Annotated in this window: 22 protein-coding genes and 3 tRNA genes; 13 read left to right on the forward strand and 12 right to left on the reverse strand. The window is 66.3% G+C overall.

Annotated elements, in window-relative coordinates; all coding sequences use genetic code 11:
• Positions 1–51 precede the first annotated feature (51 nt).
• The gene (gap, locus tag HVO_RS07030; RefSeq protein ID WP_004044440.1) at positions 52–1,104 is read right to left on the reverse strand and encodes a type I glyceraldehyde-3-phosphate dehydrogenase; all 1,053 of its coding nucleotides are present in this window, start codon (positions 1,102–1,104) and stop codon (positions 52–54) included.
• A gap of 267 nt (positions 1,105–1,371) precedes the next feature.
• On the opposite strand from gap, the gene HVO_RS07035 reads away from it, so the two are divergent.
• Positions 1,372–1,734, forward strand: a complete 363-nt coding sequence (locus HVO_RS07035) for an Hsp20/alpha crystallin family protein (protein WP_004044439.1) — start codon at positions 1,372–1,374, stop codon at positions 1,732–1,734.
• Positions 1,735–1,758: 24 nt separating this feature from the next.
• On the opposite strand, the gene HVO_RS07040 is transcribed toward HVO_RS07035, so the two are convergent.
• A complete protein-coding gene (locus HVO_RS07040; RefSeq protein WP_004044438.1) occupies positions 1,759–2,631 on the reverse strand; it encodes an ATP-grasp domain-containing protein in 873 nt (290 codons plus the stop codon).
• An 85-nt stretch (positions 2,632–2,716) separates the two neighbouring features.
• Positions 2,717–3,247: a 50S ribosomal protein L16 gene (locus HVO_RS07045; RefSeq protein WP_004044437.1), complete on the reverse strand. Its 531-nt coding sequence runs from the start codon at positions 3,245–3,247 to the stop codon at positions 2,717–2,719.
• Positions 3,248–3,407: 160 nt separating this feature from the next.
• Here HVO_RS07045 and HVO_RS07050 point away from each other — a divergent pair, with 160 nt between their 5' ends.
• Positions 3,408–4,055, forward strand: coding sequence for a type 1 glutamine amidotransferase (locus HVO_RS07050; RefSeq protein WP_004044436.1), 648 nt, complete (start codon positions 3,408–3,410; stop codon positions 4,053–4,055).
• Here HVO_RS07050 and nucS read toward each other — a convergent pair whose 3' ends face one another.
• Positions 4,056–4,850, reverse strand: a complete 795-nt coding sequence (gene nucS / locus HVO_RS07055) for an endonuclease NucS (protein WP_004044435.1) — start codon at positions 4,848–4,850, stop codon at positions 4,056–4,058.
• 122 nt (positions 4,851–4,972) lie between these two features.
• Between nucS and HVO_RS07060 the strand changes: the two genes are divergently transcribed.
• From HVO_RS07060 to HVO_RS07090, 8 genes are all read left to right on the forward strand, one after another.
• On the forward strand, positions 4,973–5,428 hold the full coding sequence (locus HVO_RS07060) for a pyridoxamine 5'-phosphate oxidase family protein (RefSeq protein ID WP_004044434.1): 456 nt from the start codon (positions 4,973–4,975) through the stop codon (positions 5,426–5,428).
• 128 nt (positions 5,429–5,556) lie between these two features.
• Positions 5,557–5,955 (forward strand): winged helix-turn-helix domain-containing protein, encoded by a 399-nt coding sequence (locus tag HVO_RS07065; protein WP_004044433.1) that lies wholly within the window; start codon positions 5,557–5,559, stop codon positions 5,953–5,955.
• A gap of 70 nt (positions 5,956–6,025) precedes the next feature.
• Positions 6,026–6,184 (forward strand): DUF7560 family zinc ribbon protein, encoded by a 159-nt coding sequence (locus HVO_RS07070; protein WP_004044432.1) that lies wholly within the window; start codon positions 6,026–6,028, stop codon positions 6,182–6,184.
• Positions 6,185–6,308: 124 nt separating this feature from the next.
• Positions 6,309–6,455, forward strand: a complete 147-nt coding sequence (locus tag HVO_RS20845) for a DUF7560 family zinc ribbon protein (RefSeq protein ID WP_004044431.1) — start codon at positions 6,309–6,311, stop codon at positions 6,453–6,455.
• A 117-nt stretch (positions 6,456–6,572) separates the two neighbouring features.
• Positions 6,573–7,034 (forward strand): pyridoxamine 5'-phosphate oxidase family protein, encoded by a 462-nt coding sequence (locus HVO_RS07075; protein ID WP_004044430.1) that lies wholly within the window; start codon positions 6,573–6,575, stop codon positions 7,032–7,034.
• A 102-nt stretch (positions 7,035–7,136) separates the two neighbouring features.
• Positions 7,137–7,784 (forward strand): DNA-binding protein, encoded by a 648-nt coding sequence (locus tag HVO_RS07080; protein WP_004044429.1) that lies wholly within the window; start codon positions 7,137–7,139, stop codon positions 7,782–7,784.
• Positions 7,785–7,898: 114 nt separating this feature from the next.
• Positions 7,899–8,291 carry a winged helix-turn-helix domain-containing protein gene (locus HVO_RS07085; RefSeq protein ID WP_004044428.1) on the forward strand — a complete coding sequence of 131 codons (393 nt, stop codon included), beginning with the start codon at positions 7,899–7,901 and terminating at the stop codon, positions 8,289–8,291.
• A 117-nt stretch (positions 8,292–8,408) separates the two neighbouring features.
• Positions 8,409–9,203: a DUF7537 family lipoprotein gene (locus HVO_RS07090; RefSeq protein WP_004044427.1), complete on the forward strand. Its 795-nt coding sequence runs from the start codon at positions 8,409–8,411 to the stop codon at positions 9,201–9,203.
• A 160-nt stretch (positions 9,204–9,363) separates the two neighbouring features.
• On the opposite strand, the gene HVO_RS07095 is transcribed toward HVO_RS07090, so the two are convergent.
• From HVO_RS07095 to HVO_RS07125, 7 genes are all read right to left on the reverse strand, one after another.
• Positions 9,364–9,437 (reverse strand) — tRNA-Phe (locus HVO_RS07095).
• A 49-nt stretch (positions 9,438–9,486) separates the two neighbouring features.
• Positions 9,487–10,212, reverse strand: a complete 726-nt coding sequence (locus HVO_RS07100; RefSeq protein ID WP_004044426.1) for a DUF2270 domain-containing protein — start codon at positions 10,210–10,212, stop codon at positions 9,487–9,489.
• A gap of 169 nt (positions 10,213–10,381) precedes the next feature.
• On the reverse strand, positions 10,382–10,576 hold the full coding sequence (locus HVO_RS07105) for a cold-shock protein (protein WP_004057909.1): 195 nt from the start codon (positions 10,574–10,576) through the stop codon (positions 10,382–10,384).
• 159 nt (positions 10,577–10,735) lie between these two features.
• A complete protein-coding gene (locus tag HVO_RS07110; protein WP_004057907.1) occupies positions 10,736–10,930 on the reverse strand; it encodes a cold-shock protein in 195 nt (64 codons plus the stop codon).
• A 430-nt stretch (positions 10,931–11,360) separates the two neighbouring features.
• Positions 11,361–11,434, reverse strand: a tRNA-Phe gene (locus HVO_RS07115).
• A 61-nt stretch (positions 11,435–11,495) separates the two neighbouring features.
• Positions 11,496–12,164, reverse strand: coding sequence for a hypothetical protein (locus HVO_RS07120; RefSeq protein ID WP_004044423.1), 669 nt, complete (start codon positions 12,162–12,164; stop codon positions 11,496–11,498).
• Between the two features lie 45 nt (positions 12,165–12,209).
• Positions 12,210–12,608 carry a VanZ family protein gene (locus HVO_RS07125; RefSeq protein WP_004044422.1) on the reverse strand — a complete coding sequence of 133 codons (399 nt, stop codon included), beginning with the start codon at positions 12,606–12,608 and terminating at the stop codon, positions 12,210–12,212.
• Between the two features lie 103 nt (positions 12,609–12,711).
• On the opposite strand from HVO_RS07125, the gene HVO_RS07130 reads away from it, so the two are divergent.
• Positions 12,712–12,915, forward strand: coding sequence for a hypothetical protein (locus HVO_RS07130; protein ID WP_004044421.1), 204 nt, complete (start codon positions 12,712–12,714; stop codon positions 12,913–12,915).
• A 227-nt stretch (positions 12,916–13,142) separates the two neighbouring features.
• Here the strand turns inward: HVO_RS07130 and HVO_RS07135 are convergent.
• Positions 13,143–13,216 (reverse strand) — tRNA-Val (locus HVO_RS07135).
• A gap of 93 nt (positions 13,217–13,309) precedes the next feature.
• Here HVO_RS07135 and HVO_RS07140 point away from each other — a divergent pair.
• A complete protein-coding gene (locus HVO_RS07140; protein ID WP_004044419.1) occupies positions 13,310–13,807 on the forward strand; it encodes a DUF192 domain-containing protein in 498 nt (165 codons plus the stop codon).
• 40 nt (positions 13,808–13,847) lie between these two features.
• A complete protein-coding gene (locus HVO_RS07145) occupies positions 13,848–14,117 on the forward strand; it encodes a DUF7538 family protein (RefSeq protein ID WP_004044418.1) in 270 nt (89 codons plus the stop codon).
• The last annotated feature ends 31 nt before the right edge of the window (positions 14,118–14,148 follow it).

Below are 14,148 nucleotides of genomic sequence, written 5' to 3' on the forward strand. Positions count from 1 at the left end.
ACTTAGTGGTGGGTAAGTCGCGCTGAAAGGGCGGGCGATTCGTGGGGGCGTCTACTGGTGGGTGACGAAGTGGGCGACGTCGAGCATCCGGTTGGAGAAGCCGTACTCGTTGTCGTACCACGTCAGTATCTTGTAGAGGCCGCCGTCGTTGACCTGGTTGGTCGTGTTGAGGTCGACGGTGCTGGAGAACGGCAGGCCGAGGATGTCACGCGAGGTGACCTCGTCGTCCGTGTAGCCGAGGACGCCCGCGAGCGGGCCGGAGTCGGCCGCGGCGCGGAAGGCGTCGTTAATCTCCTCGACGGAGGGCTTGTCTTCGAGACGGACGACGAGCTCGGTGAGCGAGCCGTTCGGCACGGGGACGCGAATCGCCATGCCGTCGAGCTTGCCGTCGAGCTGGGGCAGAATCTCGGTGGCCGCCTGCGCCGCGCCGGTCGTCGTCGGGACGATGTTCTCGGCGGCGGCACGCCCGCGGCGCTGTTTCGCGTGGGGGCTGTCGATGAGGTTCTGGCTGCCCGTATAGGCGTGGACGGTCGTCAGGAGACCGTTCTCGATGCCGAACTCCTCGTCGAGCACCTTCGCGACCGGCGTGACGGAGTTGGTCGTACAGGAGGCGTTCGAGACGATGTCCTCGCCGTCGTACTCGTCGTGGTTGACGCCGTAGACGATCTGCTTGACCGGCTCGTCGCCCTTCGGCGGCGCGGAGATGACGACCTTGTCCGCGCCCGCTTCGAGGTGTGCGGAGGCGTCTTCCTTCGTACGGAAGATGCCCGTACATTCGAGCGCCACGTCCACGTCGAGTTCGCCCCACGGAAGCTCCGCGGGGGACTGGACGTTGTAGAGGCTCACCGAGGTGCCGCCGATGGACAGCGAGTCGCCGTCTCGCTCGACGCCGTCGAGCCGGCCCATGACGGAGTCGTACTTCGCGAGATACGCCATGTCGTCGAAGTCCATGACGTCGTTGATGGCGACCAGTTCGACCTTCGGGTTGTCGAGGACGGCACGGAAGATGTTCCGGCCGATGCGGCCGAAGCCGTTGAGTGCCACCCGCACCACGTCCGATTCATCCACGTTCTCGCCCGCGCTGAGGTAGGATTTTTCACTCATGTTCGAGTAGTATCCGTATAGATATCTCGGGGGCAGGAGTATATCTGTTTCGGTAAATCAGACTGAATCGAACGTTACCTTTCATTCACAATCACAACCTAGACAGAAACGAACATAACCGGTCAGACACGGGCGGCGATTGACACGCCCGCACGGGGGCGAGTAGTCAGGTTGTAGACGGTCGCTCGCGGCCGAATCCTGGCGATTCGCTGGCAGGTGACTGTCACAGGCAGAAACGTTTTATCCTCCGATTTCATAGCGCCCCTCATGGTCAGAGACGACCGCGACGACCCGTTCGACAACATCTTCGACGAAATCGAACGGATGATGAACGACATGACCGGAGGCGACGCCGGATTCGCCTCCGAGACCCACATCGACATGTACGATGAGGGCTCTACACTCCGACTCGTCGCGGACCTCCCGGGCGTCGACAAAGACGCCATCGACCTCAAGTGCGACGGTGAGACGTTGACTATCAGCGCCGCCGGTGACCGCCGCGAGTACGACGAACGCATCCGCCTCCCGGCCCGCGTCGACGAACACTCCGCGTCGGCCACGTTCAACAACGGCGTCCTGCAGGTCACGTTCGACCGCGCCGAGGACTCCGCCGCCATCGACGTCGAGTAACCACTCGGCTTCGGTACGGCCCGCTCAGGACTTCTTTGCGACCCGCTCGACGAGCGCCGCCAGTCGGTCGAAAAAGCCGTCGTCGTACTTCGCGTCGTCGTCGATGGTCGGCCGGGCGTTCGTCTCCGAGACGACGACCCGCCCGTCGGATTCGAGCAGGTCGACTCCGAGATAGCGGATGCCCAGTTCGTCGGCGACCGACTCGACGAGTTCGCGGTGGCTCTTCGGGAGGGTCACCCCGACCGCCTCCGCGCCGCGGTGGACGTTGTGCTTCCAGCGCCCGCCGTCGCGCGCGCCGTCGGACAGGCGGCGCTCGACCGCGCCGACGACCTCGCCGTCGAGCACCATCGCTCGGTAGTCTCGCGCCTCCGGGAGCCACTCCTGAATCAGAAACGACTTGTCGCCGGTCGCTCGGAAGTCGTGGACGAGCCCCAGCACGTCCGCGTGCCCTGAAAGCGAGTCCGGGTCGTGGGCCTTGGCGATGCCGACGCCCCGCGTCGTCGAGTTCGGCTTGACCACGACCGGGTAGTCGAGGCCCGCCGATTCGACGGCGTCGAGCAGGTCCGACTCGTCCGACGGGTTCGAGACGCAGACGCTCCGCGGGACCGGCAGGCCGGCGCGTTCGAGCGCCGCGATGACGCCCGCCTTGTTCCGCGAGGTGAGTACGTCCTCGCGCGTGTTCACCCACGGAACGTCGTGTCTGGCGGTGACGACGCCGCCTTCCATCGGCCGCGTGGGGTAGACGAAGCCAACGTCGAACGACTCGGCCGGCGGCGTCGAGAGGTCGAGCGCGAACTCCTTGGCGCGGAGGTGTCCTACGTCGATGCCGCGGTTTCCGAGCGGGCCGCGCATTCGCTCGAACGTCTCGCTGGAGGTGGTGACCGCCAACCGAAGCATACGCTACGAGGCGGGGTCCCGGGGCAAAAATGGTGGGTTCGAGGCGAGGCGCGTTCCGAGCACGCGCCGACGCGCCGACGCGAACTTACGCGACGAGCAACTCTTCGCCGCGGTCGACGACGATGCGGCACGGCGGCGACATCTTGTTGTACGCGCGGCGGAAGGCGTCCTTCGCCGTTTCGGCGTCCTCGACGTCGCAGTAGATGGTGAACACCGTCTCGCCCTTGGGGATGCGAGCGGCGGTCCCGACGACCTTCCCGAACGACTGGCGCATCCCGTCGGAGACGCGGTCCGCACCCGCGCCGGTCGCCTGCTTGTTCTCGCGGATGACGTGGTGCGGGAACTTGCGCAGAATCATCTTGTACTGCTTTTCGCCCGCGTGCTTGAGCATGAGGCGGTTGGCAGACAGACGCGCGGATTCGAGCGACCCGTGGCGAATCTGCACTTCCTCTTCGACCTTCAGGCTAATCTGGACGGGGTAGTCCTCGGGGTCGGCCTGCAGGTCGCCCATATTGTGCTGTGCGATCTTCGAACCGGGGATACCCGTGATGTACTCGCGTCGGGTGTACGCCGGGTTCGTAATCTCCCGGTACATAGAGGCGGGTTTGTCTGACATGGTTACTTGTGAAACCGAAGGGTCAGGCGGGCTAAAAACGCTTCGAAGCTTCATTCGCCCGCCGCGGTCGTGTCAGCTCCTCGCACGCCGGTTCGTCGCAGCGACCGACCGTCCCGGCCGGGAGACAGTCTTATGCGCCGCCGCCGCCACGGTTCTGTCCATGCTGCTCGTCTGCGACTGTATGCCTGCGGACGGCCCCGCGTACTTCACCGACGCGCTCGCCGACCTCGCGCTCGACGGCCGCGAGGGGGCCGTTCACTCGATTCCCGCCGACGGCCTCCCGACGCTCTCGGACGTCGACGCCGTCGTCCTCACCGGGAGCACCGCGGGCGTTTACGAGACCGACGGGCGACCGTGGCTCGACGACGCGCGCCTGCTCGCCCGCGACCTCGTCGCCCGCGAACTGCCCACGCTCGGCGTCTGTTTCGGCCACCAACTCGTCAACGACGCCCTCGGCGGCACGGTCGAAGCCGGCGACCAGCGCCGCGGTATCACCGACGTGAACCTCGACGACGACCCGCTGTTCGACGGCGTCTCCGGACGTATCCCGATGGTTCACGGCGACTACGTCGTCGCCCCCGGCGACCGCATGGAGACCGTCGCCTCCGCGGACTACTACGACCACCTCGCCACCCGCCACGAGGACGCGCCCGTCTGGACGGTCCGGTACCACCCCGAGTTCACAGCCGGCCTTCTCGACCGTATCGCCGACGACTTCGGTTGGCCCGACGACGACGCCGACCGCGACTTCGACGACGTGACGGCCGACCGAACCCTCGAGAACTTCGTCGCCGCCGGTCTGGACTGATTAGGCGTCCGCGTCGGCGTCGTCTGCTTTCTCGCTCTCTTCGGCTTCTCCTTCGTCCTCCTCGACCGGCGGTTCGCCCGTCTCGGGGTCGAGCGCGACGAACTCCAGCCCCTCGCGGTCGAGCATGTCGCCCGCTCGCTCGGTCACCGAGGGCGCGACGAGGACGCCGCGAATCGGCTCGTCGTCACCGAACTCGCGGTGGAGCGCGTCGACGTACCGGCGAAGCTGACTCGCCGCCGAGGGACCGACGCGCCGCCGTTTCAACTCCACGACGACCGGAACGCCCGCTGCGTCCTCGCCGAAGATGTCGATAGCGCCCGCGTCGCTCTGTCGCTCGGTTTCGAGCGGCTCGAACCCCGGTTCGAGGACATCGGGGTCCGAGAGGATGTGCTGACGTAGGTCCTCCTCGCTGCCGACGAGTTCGAGGTCGCTCCGGTCGTTGACGGCGTAGGCCGAACACTGCTCGACGCGCTCGAACTGTACGTCGAGGCGCTCGTCGGGGCTCGTGCGCGTGCTTCTGACCCGAAGCCGGCCGTCGCGGACGCTCGCGGAGTGGGTACAGCCCGGCGGCTGCCAGTTGACGGGCGTCCGCTTTTCGTCGGTGTGGACCAGAATCGAGCCGTCCGGCTTCAGGACGACGAGCCGGTCGCCGGGGCCGAGTTCGCTCGTCGCGCGGCCGTCGTAATCGACCGTACACCGCCCGAATATCGTCATCATGTCACCGCGCTCGAAGGCGGCTTCGAGGTGGACGAGGGCGTCGCGGTGCGTCGGCCGGTGGAGTGTGTTCACCGTCATCCGGGTGTCGTCCCGCGGTTCGTCGTCGCCGGGGATAAGCCCCGCGTCGCCGCGTCGGGGGACGCTGGTGAGACGGGTCAGTTCGCTGGCAGGCTTATGGTCTCTCCGTGCGTATCTCTCCCATGGCCCCTGACTTCGCCCAACACAACCGCATCGAGATGCCGGCCGAGGAGATAGACCGCCTGCTCCGCGAGGAGGGCGTCGGCGTCCTCTCGCTCGCGGACGACGGCGTCGCCTACGGGATTCCCCTCTCGTTCGGCTACGACGCCGACCGGGGGCGGCTCTACTTCGTCTTCCTCCGCCCCGGCGAGTCCTCGAAGAAGGCCGAGTTCGCGGAGCGGACCGCCCGCGCGAGCTTCACCGTCTGGAACGCCCCGTCGCGGGACCAGTGGGAGAGCGTCGTCGTCGACGGCGAACTCCACCAGGTCGACGACGGCGACTGGGACCGCGTCCGCGACGCGCTCGAAGACAACGCGTGGTATCCGACCCTGTTCTCGGAGACGGAGCCGATGCAGGACATCCTCGGCTGGGAGCTTCGCATCGACTCCCGGTCGGGGCTTCAGCGCCGGCGCGCGTGAGCGCCGAGTTCGAACCCCGCGGTGCCCCGCAGACTGGCCCGACTCGAAGCCTTCGACGGGTCGAGTACTTAAACCTCCCCGGATAGCGCGGGCGGAGATACCTCCCGCTGTCGGTCGTCTATCGAAGTATGAACACGTCATCTGCCTCCGCCGTCGAACAGTCGTTGACCCGAAACTCGCGCCGCAGCCACGTCCTCTCTGACCCGTCGAGTGCCCTCTCGGCGCTCAGCGACGGCGACAGCCGGCGAATCCTCGCCGCCTGCGACGAGGCTCCGAGAACCGCACAGGAGTGCGCCGAACTCTGTGACGTGCCGCTGTCGACGGTCTACCGGAAGCTCGACCTGCTGACCGAGGCGTCGCTCCTCGACGAGCGACTGCGGGTCCAGACGGCGACGCACCACCCGCGGGAGTTCGCGACCAACTTCGACACGCTCTCGTTTTCGTTCGACGACGCCGGCGTGTCGCTCGCGTTCCGGCAGATCGCCACCGACGGCGGCGAAGACGGCGCGGAGGGCCGGTCGCGATGACCGCGACGCGCGCCGCCGCGCGGCGGACGGAGCGAACCGAGACGGCGCTCGCCTCGCCGGAGGTGGACTGATGAGCGCGACGACGACGGACGACTACGAGTTCACGTGTTCGCAGTGCGGCGAGGGCTTCGCCGTCAACGGCGGGATGCGCGCCGCGGTCCTCGAACGCGGCTGTCCCATCTGCGGAAGCCCCGTCTCGGCTGACGCCTTCGACCCATGTCCCGCGTGAGTCTCGCTTTTCGGTCGCGCCCGCGACCGAACCGGCGCTCGGTCGGGGCGCTCGCCTCGCCGCGTCCCCGGCACTCGAAAAACAGTAGGCTACATATACGTGTGCCACGCGTACTACGAACCACATGAGTGACAGCGCGGACTACACATTCGTCTGCCCTGAGTGTGCGGAGTCCATGCTGGTCAACGACTCCATGCGCGACGCTCCCCTCGAAAACGGCTGTGTCGTCTGCAGCGCCGCGCTCACGACCGACGCCTTCTCGGCTACTTGAGCGCGCGCCTGCGACCGAGTCGCGACCGGGTCCGCCGATATCACCCGACTCGACTCTCTCGGGCGTGCCGAGAAGTAACAGTAATTACGTCGGCCGCGAGTCTGGTGGTACGAACCGATGTCTCTGGACCAACAGACCGAACTCTCGCCCGACGAGATACGCGAGGTCCTGTCCCGTCACGAGACGGGCGTCCTCTCGCTCGCGAAGGCGGACGAACCATACGCGATTCCCATCTCCTACGGCTACGACGGCGAGAGCGGTCGGTTCTATCTCCGACTCGTCTCCACACCCGAAAGCGAAAAACGGCAGTTCCTCACGTCGTCGCCGCGGGCCCGACTCGTCGTCCACGAGTCGAACGACGGGAGCTATCGGAGCATCATCGCCGAGGGGACGCTCGAACGCGTCGACCCCGACGAGCTGACCGTCGAACGAATCGTCCAGTACGGCAAGGCAAAGCGTCCGCTGTTCGAAATCTGGGGCGAGACGAAGCGCGACCTCGACATCCAACTGTTCGAACTCGACCCCGAGACGCTGGGCGGGCGCGCCGTCGAACTGGACGCCCCGGAGTCCGACCAGTAATGCCCGCGGTCGTCGCCTCCGAGGCGGCCCCCATCGCGACGGTCGTCGCTGCGGCGGGCAGCGCGTCCCGCGGCGAACCCCGACCCGCCCGCTCGTAACCTCATGCCCGCCGGTATCCGCGCCACGGTCGAGTTCGACTCACCGTCGGTCTGCCCCGTCGCCTCGGTCGCCCACTCGACGGACTCCGTCGTCGATTCCGTCTCGACCAGCGTCGTCTCCACCCCCGGCGAAGTGAGCGTCTCCGAGTTCGTCCTTGAGGCCGACGACCCGCCGGACGCGTCCGCGCTCGAACCCATCTTCTCCTACGGTTCGAAGCACCTCTACCGCTACACTCACGACGGGAGCGCCGACTGTCCCTGCGAGTGCCTCGGGGAGTTCGGCTGTCCGGTCGACCGCTACTTCGCCCAGCGCGGCAGCCTGACGCTCGTCTTCCACGCCGCCGACTACGAGCAGTTACAGGCCGTCATCGGTGAGCTTCGCGACCGCTTCCCCGGCCTCGACATCAAGCGCCTCGTGCGCTCGCCCACCGGCGACGCCCCCGGCGACAGCGTCTTCGTCGACCGCGGGAAGCTCACCACCCGCCAACTCGAAGTCCTCCAGACCGCCTACGACATGGGCTACTTCGAGCGCCCGCGCGGGGCCAACGCGACCGAGGTCGCCGCCGAACTCGACATCAACCAATCGACGTTCTCGGAACATCTCGCCGCCGCCCTGACGAAACTGCTCGGCGACGTGCTCGAAGAAGGATAGCGACCCGCCGCCGTCGCCGCCGGCCCCCTCGCCACCCGAGTCCGACGGGAGTATATAAACGTCCCACGCTATCGGGGTTGTCAGTTGGTCCCCGTTCGCCGGTTCTACAACAGTATGAGTCAGGCTTCGCTCCCGTTCGATTTCCGCTCTGCAACGGCCGCCTCCGAACCCCGCGTCGTCGACGACCACGACGAGGTCGACGCGCTGTTTTCGCTTCTCGAAGACGACGACTGCCGACGCATCCTCGACGCGACCGACGGTATCGCCCGCTCTGCGAGCGAACTCTCCGAGGCGTGCGACCTTCCGCTTTCGACCACCTACCGAAAGCTCGACCCGCTCGTGGACGCCGGCCTCCTCTCGAAGCGCCTGCGCATCTCGCGGTCCGGAACTCACACGGCCGAATACGAACGCACCGTCGACGACGTGACCGTCTCCGTCACCCCGTCGGGCGTCGAGGTCCGCGTCTCGCACCGCGACGTGGCGCAGTCGGCGTCGGTGACCGCCTGAGCGTCGGCCCGTCTGAGCGCCGCGCTCGCGCGGCTCCCGTCCCGTACTCGCCATCGACAGCGCCGAACGACGCGGTTCGCTGTGCCTACTTAAGATTCTCCTCGTCGTATCGTCGTCGTGTACTCCAACCGCATTCCCGTCTTACTTATCGCAGTCCTCGTGCTTCTCGCCGGGTGCGCCGGCGGCGCGGATGTCGCCCCGGCCGCCGACGCCGACGACACCGATACCCCCACCGACGGCGGTGGCAGCGCGGACACCGGCGCGTCGAGCGACGGCGACGACTTCGAACTGAGCGACCCCGAGCGCCTGCTCCGCGACGCCGGGAGTTTCACCGTCAGTTGGTCGTACACCGGCGTCGAAACCGCGGTCACCCGCGAGTTCGCCGCCGACCTCGACGCCGAACGGTCGTACAGTCGCACGACCTCGACGACCGACGGGCAGTCCGACGCGGGCGGCGTCGAGCAGTACGTCGCCGACGGCGTGACGTACGTCCGCGTCGGCGGCGACGACGAGGCCACGTACACCTCGTACGAGGGGTCGACGGAGGTCCTCGCCGCCGCCATCGCGCTCTCGCAGGCTCGCGCGTACGGTGCTGACGACGACCTGACGTTCGCCGGCACCGAGACGTTCGACGGCGCGTCCGTCGAACGCTACGAACTGTCGGCCGCGAACGAGGCGCTGATTCTCGCCGGGTCGGCCGCGGCGCAGGGCGAGCCCGGAACTCTGGAGGTCACGAGCTTCGAGTACGTCGTCCTCGTCGACGAAGACGGCCTCTCGCGCCACGAATCGTGGTCGTTCTCGGGGCGGATGGACGACGGGTCCGAGGTGAGCGGGTCGTGGGAGTACTCGCTCACGGGCGTCGGCTCGACGACCGTCGAGGAACCCGCGTGGCTCGACGAAGCGCGGGCGTAGGGTGCCGGTTTGGGGTCCGAGTCTTGGTCTTCAATGAGGCCTCCCGGATTTGAACCTCACTCGCCCGCTCACTTTGTTCGCGTCGCTCGCGGGAACGGGGACAGCTCACTCTTCAGTCGAGTTCGTACCACTCTCGAATGAGAATCGCGTAGAAACCGGATGCCGCCTCCCGGATTTGAACCGGGGACAGCTCGATCTTCAGTCGAGTGCTCTCCCAGTCTGAGCTAAGGCGGCGCGATTCGACAGACGCGCAGGAGCGAAAAAACCATTTCGAATTGCGGCGCTACGACCCGCCGTACTCCGACTCTTCCCACCCCGTCACGTCGCTCGGGATGAGTTCGCCGTTGACGTGCCACTCGCGCGGGCGGAACGAGATGCCGAGCAGCGTCGCGTAGAACCCGGCGACGAACGCGACGATGATGTTTCCGGGGACGCCGCCGATGCCGGCGCTCCCGACGGGGGTCGTTCCGTCCGTGTACGTCGTCAACTGGATGACCCACGCGGCGAGCATCACGAGGAACAGCGGCAGGTACACCCGCCGGAGCCGGTGGGCCAGCGCCTCCTCGAAGGGGATTTTCATGTTCGGCGTGCGGTAGTCCTCGCCGAGTTTCTCCCGCCAGTTCTCGTCGAGGACGCCGCCGTCCGGGTCGAGCGCGTACGCCCAGACGTTCTGCTGAATCAGCCGAACCCGAGAGCGCCAGATGTCGTACGCGCGGAAGCGACGCGCCTCGATACTGAGGAAGATGCTCAGCGTCACCACTCCGAGCAGGATGAGGTAGTGCGGATGCGTTTGTGCGGAAAACGACCACGTCAGAATCCCGGCCATCAGCGTGATCGCCCAGTTGCTGGTCCGGTCCAGCCGCTCCCGCCACGATTTCATCCGGTGTATCTCTCCCCGATAGAGGTGCGCAAACGACGACCCCGGCCCCATCGTCTCGTCAAAGACGCCCGCGCCGATGTGGGTGTCGTCCATTCCCGCGGGAGGTTCCAGCTCCCCGTCGTCAGACATTGTTGTTCGTTTGATGCACAACTGCCAGAGGATAAGAGCCTTCTGGGTTACGGACCGAGGAAGGTGTCTCCTGCGCTCCGGCCGGCCTCGCACCGGACGGTCCCGTAGTTCAAGGGTGTGAAAAAACGCTCAGAAATCGATTCGTCTGGTACTGAATTCGGAAACCGAATTACAGGCGCGTGACGTTCGTCGCGCGCGGGCCCTTGGGGGCCTGTTCGATGTCGAACTCCACTTCCTGACCCTCTTCGAGGTCCGGACCGCCAACATCTTCCATGTGGAAGAACACGTCGTCGTCCGCGTCGTCAGTAGAGATGAAACCGTAACCGCCAGTGTCGTTGAAGAAGTCGACCTTACCTTTCGCCATTGCGACTGTACAACGACCCTGCGGACGGATAACCTTTCCGCATGTGTGGGTATCGCTCGCCCAGTCGACGACTCGCCACCGAGCGCCGCCGCTCGCGGTCGTGAAAAACGGAGGAAAGTTCGTCAGTCTGTGAATGTACTGCGGTGAACGGAAGCCTGCTTAGAGGCGGGTGACGTTCGTCGCGCGGGGGCCCTTGGGGGCCTGCTCGATATCGAATTCGATTTCCTGACCCTCTTCGAGGTCCGGACCGCCAACATCTTCCATGTGGAAGAACACGTCGTCGTCCGCGTCGTCAGTAGAGATGAAACCGTAGCCGCCAGTGTCGTTGAAGAAGTCGACCTTACCTTTCGCCATTGCCTTTGAAACCAACGACCTCACGCTGATAAGTCTTCTGAAGCACGCCTCGGCTTCCCGTAGTGCGGTATAGACGACTCTCCGTGGTTGCACCGCCCAGATTCCGCGTCGTTCGTATTGCGTCGTTGAGAATTCGGTCGTCGTTTTTCCGAGGTGACTCTCGGCCCCGACGTTCTATGTCGCTCCCCGCCTCCCGGATTTGAACCTCACTCGCTCGCTCACTTCGTTCGCGTCGCTCGCTGGTTCAGAACCCGGTCGGGTCGCATTTTCACTGCTCACGACTCGGTCGCTACGCTCCCTCGGTAGTTCGCAGGAAAATGCCGCCTCCCGGATTTGAACCGAAAGAAGGCTCACTACGTTCGAATTCTTGGGTTCAAATCGGTCCGGCGTCGTTTCTTCGATTCTTCGCGTCGCTCAGAATCTCAGAATATGCCGCCTCCCGGATTTGAACCGGGGACAGCTCGATCTTCAGTCGAGTGCTCTCCCAGTCTGAGCTAAGGCGGCTCGCACTCTCCCGAAACCGGACCGCATCAAAAAGACTTTCGAATCGCCCGTCGGCGCTGGGTCAGCGGTGCCGACCGCCGGTCGCGCTCGCCCGCGCCCGCTCCGCCCGCGAACGAATCCCTTTGAGCATCTTCCGTTCCATGGTGAACTGGACCGGCTCGACGACTAACCGATTCACCGCGCGCTCGCGGAGCGTCTCCGACCGCCCGCGGAATCTGACGACCAACCGCGTCGCACCGGGTACCACCTCGTGCAGCGCGAAGCTCCACGTCGCCCGGCTCTCGCCGGTCTCCCACCCCGGCGCGCTCAACACGAGGCAGCGTTCGGTGTCCACGAAGGCGACCCGGAACGACGGCGCGCCCGACCCCGGCGGGCCGAGCCGTATCTCGTCGCCCACGTCGAGTCGCTGGTGTTGCGGGAGGATTCGGTCCGCGTTATGAATCTGCAAGCCGAACAGGTTCTCCAGTCGCTCGTAGCTGTAAAAGCCGCCGCGGCCCTGTCCCAACTGGACGAGCCACGGCCAGACCGCTCGCGCGGGGGCCATAATCGTAATCGCCCGCGTCGAAGAAACGTCCGCGTCGCCGGCGAAGTCGTCGCCGGGGAGCCAGCCCGTCGCCTCGTCGTCGGTCGTCCCCCAGCGTCTGTGCCACGGCCGAACCGCGAGGAGGTACGTCCCGACGACGCCGATTCCCGCGAGACCGAGTGCCCGGATGAGTCGTCTCGTGCCCATTGCCTTCACCGTTCGTGCCCCCCTTGGAGAGGGGGTGAGATAACCCTACCCCCGAGCGTCCGCGACCCGAACGGCCGCGACCCAGACGACCCCGCCGAGGACCGCGCCAGCGAGGTTCGCTCCCGCGTCAGCGACGCCGAACGACCGGTACGGGAGCACCGCCTGCACGAGTTCGATACCCGCTCCGAACGCGCCGGCGGCGAGGACGGCCGCCGCGACCTCGTCGCGCCCCCTCGCACGCACCGCGGACGCGAAGGCGAAGCCGAGACCGGCGTACCCGGCCGCGTGGACCCATTTGTCGAGGCCGACGACTCCGAGCGGTCCCATCGGTGCGAGGCTCCCCGGCGGCGTCGGCGCGACCGACGCCGCGAAAACGCCGAGCGCGCACCCGAGGGCGACGGCCGCCCACCGCGGGTTCTCGCGGAGTCGCGTGATTGGGTTCACTACCCGGTTGTGGGTCCGTCTCGGGTAAAGGGTTCGTGTCTTCGTGGCTTCGAACGCGACCACACGGAACTAAATAGCAGGTGGAAGACACGTTTCGACTACCGTGTCACTACTCCCCCGCTGGTTCACGTCGAAGAACTTCGCAGTACAGCTCGTCATCCTCGCGTTGGTGCTCGACCCGGTCGGGTTCGTCGGCGGCTACCTCCTCGGTCCGTCGCTGGGCGTCGACCCGCTCGTCGGCGGCGCGTTCGGTCTCGTCGCCGCCAGCGTCCCGATGTCGCTGCTCGTGATGCAACGGAGCGTGTGAGTCGGCGGTTTGGTTGCTCGGGCGGATTCGAACCTCGGTCGCTCACTCCGTTCGCTCCCTGATTCGAATCGCCCTCGATCCACGAGTTCGTGCCCGCTGTCGCTCGCACAGAATTAGTGGGCTCGGGCGGATTCGAACCACTCCGTCAACCTCGCTTCGCTCGGTTGCCGCAAGGTTCTCCCGCCCTCTCGACAGAAAATCACGCTCGCTGCGCTCACGGATTTTCATGGGCTCGGGCGGATTCGAACCACCGACCTCAGCCTTGTAAAGGCCGCGTCATAACCAACTAGACCACGAGCCCTGCACCTCAATCGAACCGGTTCGCGCTCATAACGGTTTTCGTTTCGACCGGTCCCCGGAACCCTTAGACCCGCGGCGACCGTCACGTCCGGCAATGACCTCTCGAGCGCGAACCGCGCTGCTCGTCGTCGCGGTCGTCGTCGCGGTCGCGAGCGTCGCGTATCTCACCAACCCCGCGGTCGTCCCCGGCTCGACCGACGGCTACGAACGGACCACGCTCACCGTCGTCGACGACGAGACCGGCGAGACGCTGGCGACAGTCAACGCCCGCGTCGCTGACACCCGCGCCAAGCGCTTTACCGGCCTGAGCGACACCGAATCGCTCGCCGAAAACGAGGGGATGTGGTTCGTCCACGACTCCTCGGGCACCTACGCCTACGTGATGCGCGACATGGACTTCCCGCTGGACATCGTCTTCGTCGCCGAAAACGGCACCATCACGCGCATCCACCACGCCGAACTCGATCCCGAGGGGACGAGCGAGTCCGACCTCACCCGCTACCGCGGAACCGGGAAGTACGTCCTCGAACTCCCCTACGGCTACACGAACGAGACCGGAATCGACGCGGGCGACCGAGTCGAAGTCGAGTAGAAGCGAAACGCCCGAAGGGCCGGCGACCGTTGACCCGACCATGACAGCACACGTCGCGGCGCTCTCCGAACTCGAAGGCTGGCGCGCCGAGGAGTTCGCCGCGCGGGTCCACTACCGCGGGGCTGACGACGCTTACAGCATCGAGTACTACGAACCGTCCGACTGCGTCCTCTACTGGAAGGTGAAAGGCGACGGCGAGGTCGCGGTCCCCGTCGGCCGCGACACGGTTCCCGACCCGCTGCGCGAGCGCGTCCGACAGGACCTCGTCGAGGCCGGCGTCGACCCCGAGGTCGAAGACCGAGTCGTCTGAGCGCCCCGGACGCGCCCGGCCCGTCAAGAAC

Source organism: Haloferax volcanii DS2, assembly GCF_000025685.1.
In the GTDB taxonomy this organism is placed as follows: domain Archaea; phylum Halobacteriota; class Halobacteria; order Halobacteriales; family Haloferacaceae; genus Haloferax; species Haloferax volcanii.

Excerpts from the sequence above, each read along its gene's own strand:
- gap (WP_004044440.1), bottom strand. The coding sequence starts at position 1,104 with ATGAGTGAAAAATCCTACCTCAGCGCGGGCGAGAACGTGGATGAATCG.
- HVO_RS07035 (WP_004044439.1), top strand. The coding sequence starts at position 1,372 with ATGGTCAGAGACGACCGCGACGACCCGTTCGACAACATCTTCGACGAA.
- HVO_RS07040 (WP_004044438.1), bottom strand. The coding sequence starts at position 2,631 with ATGCTTCGGTTGGCGGTCACCACCTCCAGCGAGACGTTCGAGCGAATG.
- HVO_RS07045 (WP_004044437.1), bottom strand. The coding sequence starts at position 3,247 with ATGTCAGACAAACCCGCCTCTATGTACCGGGAGATTACGAACCCGGCG.
- HVO_RS07050 (WP_004044436.1), top strand. The coding sequence starts at position 3,408 with ATGCTGCTCGTCTGCGACTGTATGCCTGCGGACGGCCCCGCGTACTTC.
- nucS (WP_004044435.1), bottom strand. The coding sequence starts at position 4,850 with ATGACGGTGAACACACTCCACCGGCCGACGCACCGCGACGCCCTCGTC.
- HVO_RS07060 (WP_004044434.1), top strand. The coding sequence starts at position 4,973 with ATGGCCCCTGACTTCGCCCAACACAACCGCATCGAGATGCCGGCCGAG.
- HVO_RS07065 (WP_004044433.1), top strand. The coding sequence starts at position 5,557 with ATGAACACGTCATCTGCCTCCGCCGTCGAACAGTCGTTGACCCGAAAC.
- HVO_RS07070 (WP_004044432.1), top strand. The coding sequence starts at position 6,026 with ATGAGCGCGACGACGACGGACGACTACGAGTTCACGTGTTCGCAGTGC.
- HVO_RS20845 (WP_004044431.1), top strand. The coding sequence starts at position 6,309 with ATGAGTGACAGCGCGGACTACACATTCGTCTGCCCTGAGTGTGCGGAG.
- HVO_RS07075 (WP_004044430.1), top strand. The coding sequence starts at position 6,573 with ATGTCTCTGGACCAACAGACCGAACTCTCGCCCGACGAGATACGCGAG.
- HVO_RS07080 (WP_004044429.1), top strand. The coding sequence starts at position 7,137 with ATGCCCGCCGGTATCCGCGCCACGGTCGAGTTCGACTCACCGTCGGTC.
- HVO_RS07085 (WP_004044428.1), top strand. The coding sequence starts at position 7,899 with ATGAGTCAGGCTTCGCTCCCGTTCGATTTCCGCTCTGCAACGGCCGCC.
- HVO_RS07100 (WP_004044426.1), bottom strand. The coding sequence starts at position 10,212 with ATGTCTGACGACGGGGAGCTGGAACCTCCCGCGGGAATGGACGACACC.
- HVO_RS07105 (WP_004057909.1), bottom strand. The coding sequence starts at position 10,576 with ATGGCGAAAGGTAAGGTCGACTTCTTCAACGACACTGGCGGTTACGGT.
- HVO_RS07110 (WP_004057907.1), bottom strand. The coding sequence starts at position 10,930 with ATGGCGAAAGGTAAGGTCGACTTCTTCAACGACACTGGCGGCTACGGT.
- HVO_RS07120 (WP_004044423.1), bottom strand. The coding sequence starts at position 12,164 with ATGGGCACGAGACGACTCATCCGGGCACTCGGTCTCGCGGGAATCGGC.
- HVO_RS07140 (WP_004044419.1), top strand. The coding sequence starts at position 13,310 with ATGACCTCTCGAGCGCGAACCGCGCTGCTCGTCGTCGCGGTCGTCGTC.
- HVO_RS07145 (WP_004044418.1), top strand. The coding sequence starts at position 13,848 with ATGACAGCACACGTCGCGGCGCTCTCCGAACTCGAAGGCTGGCGCGCC.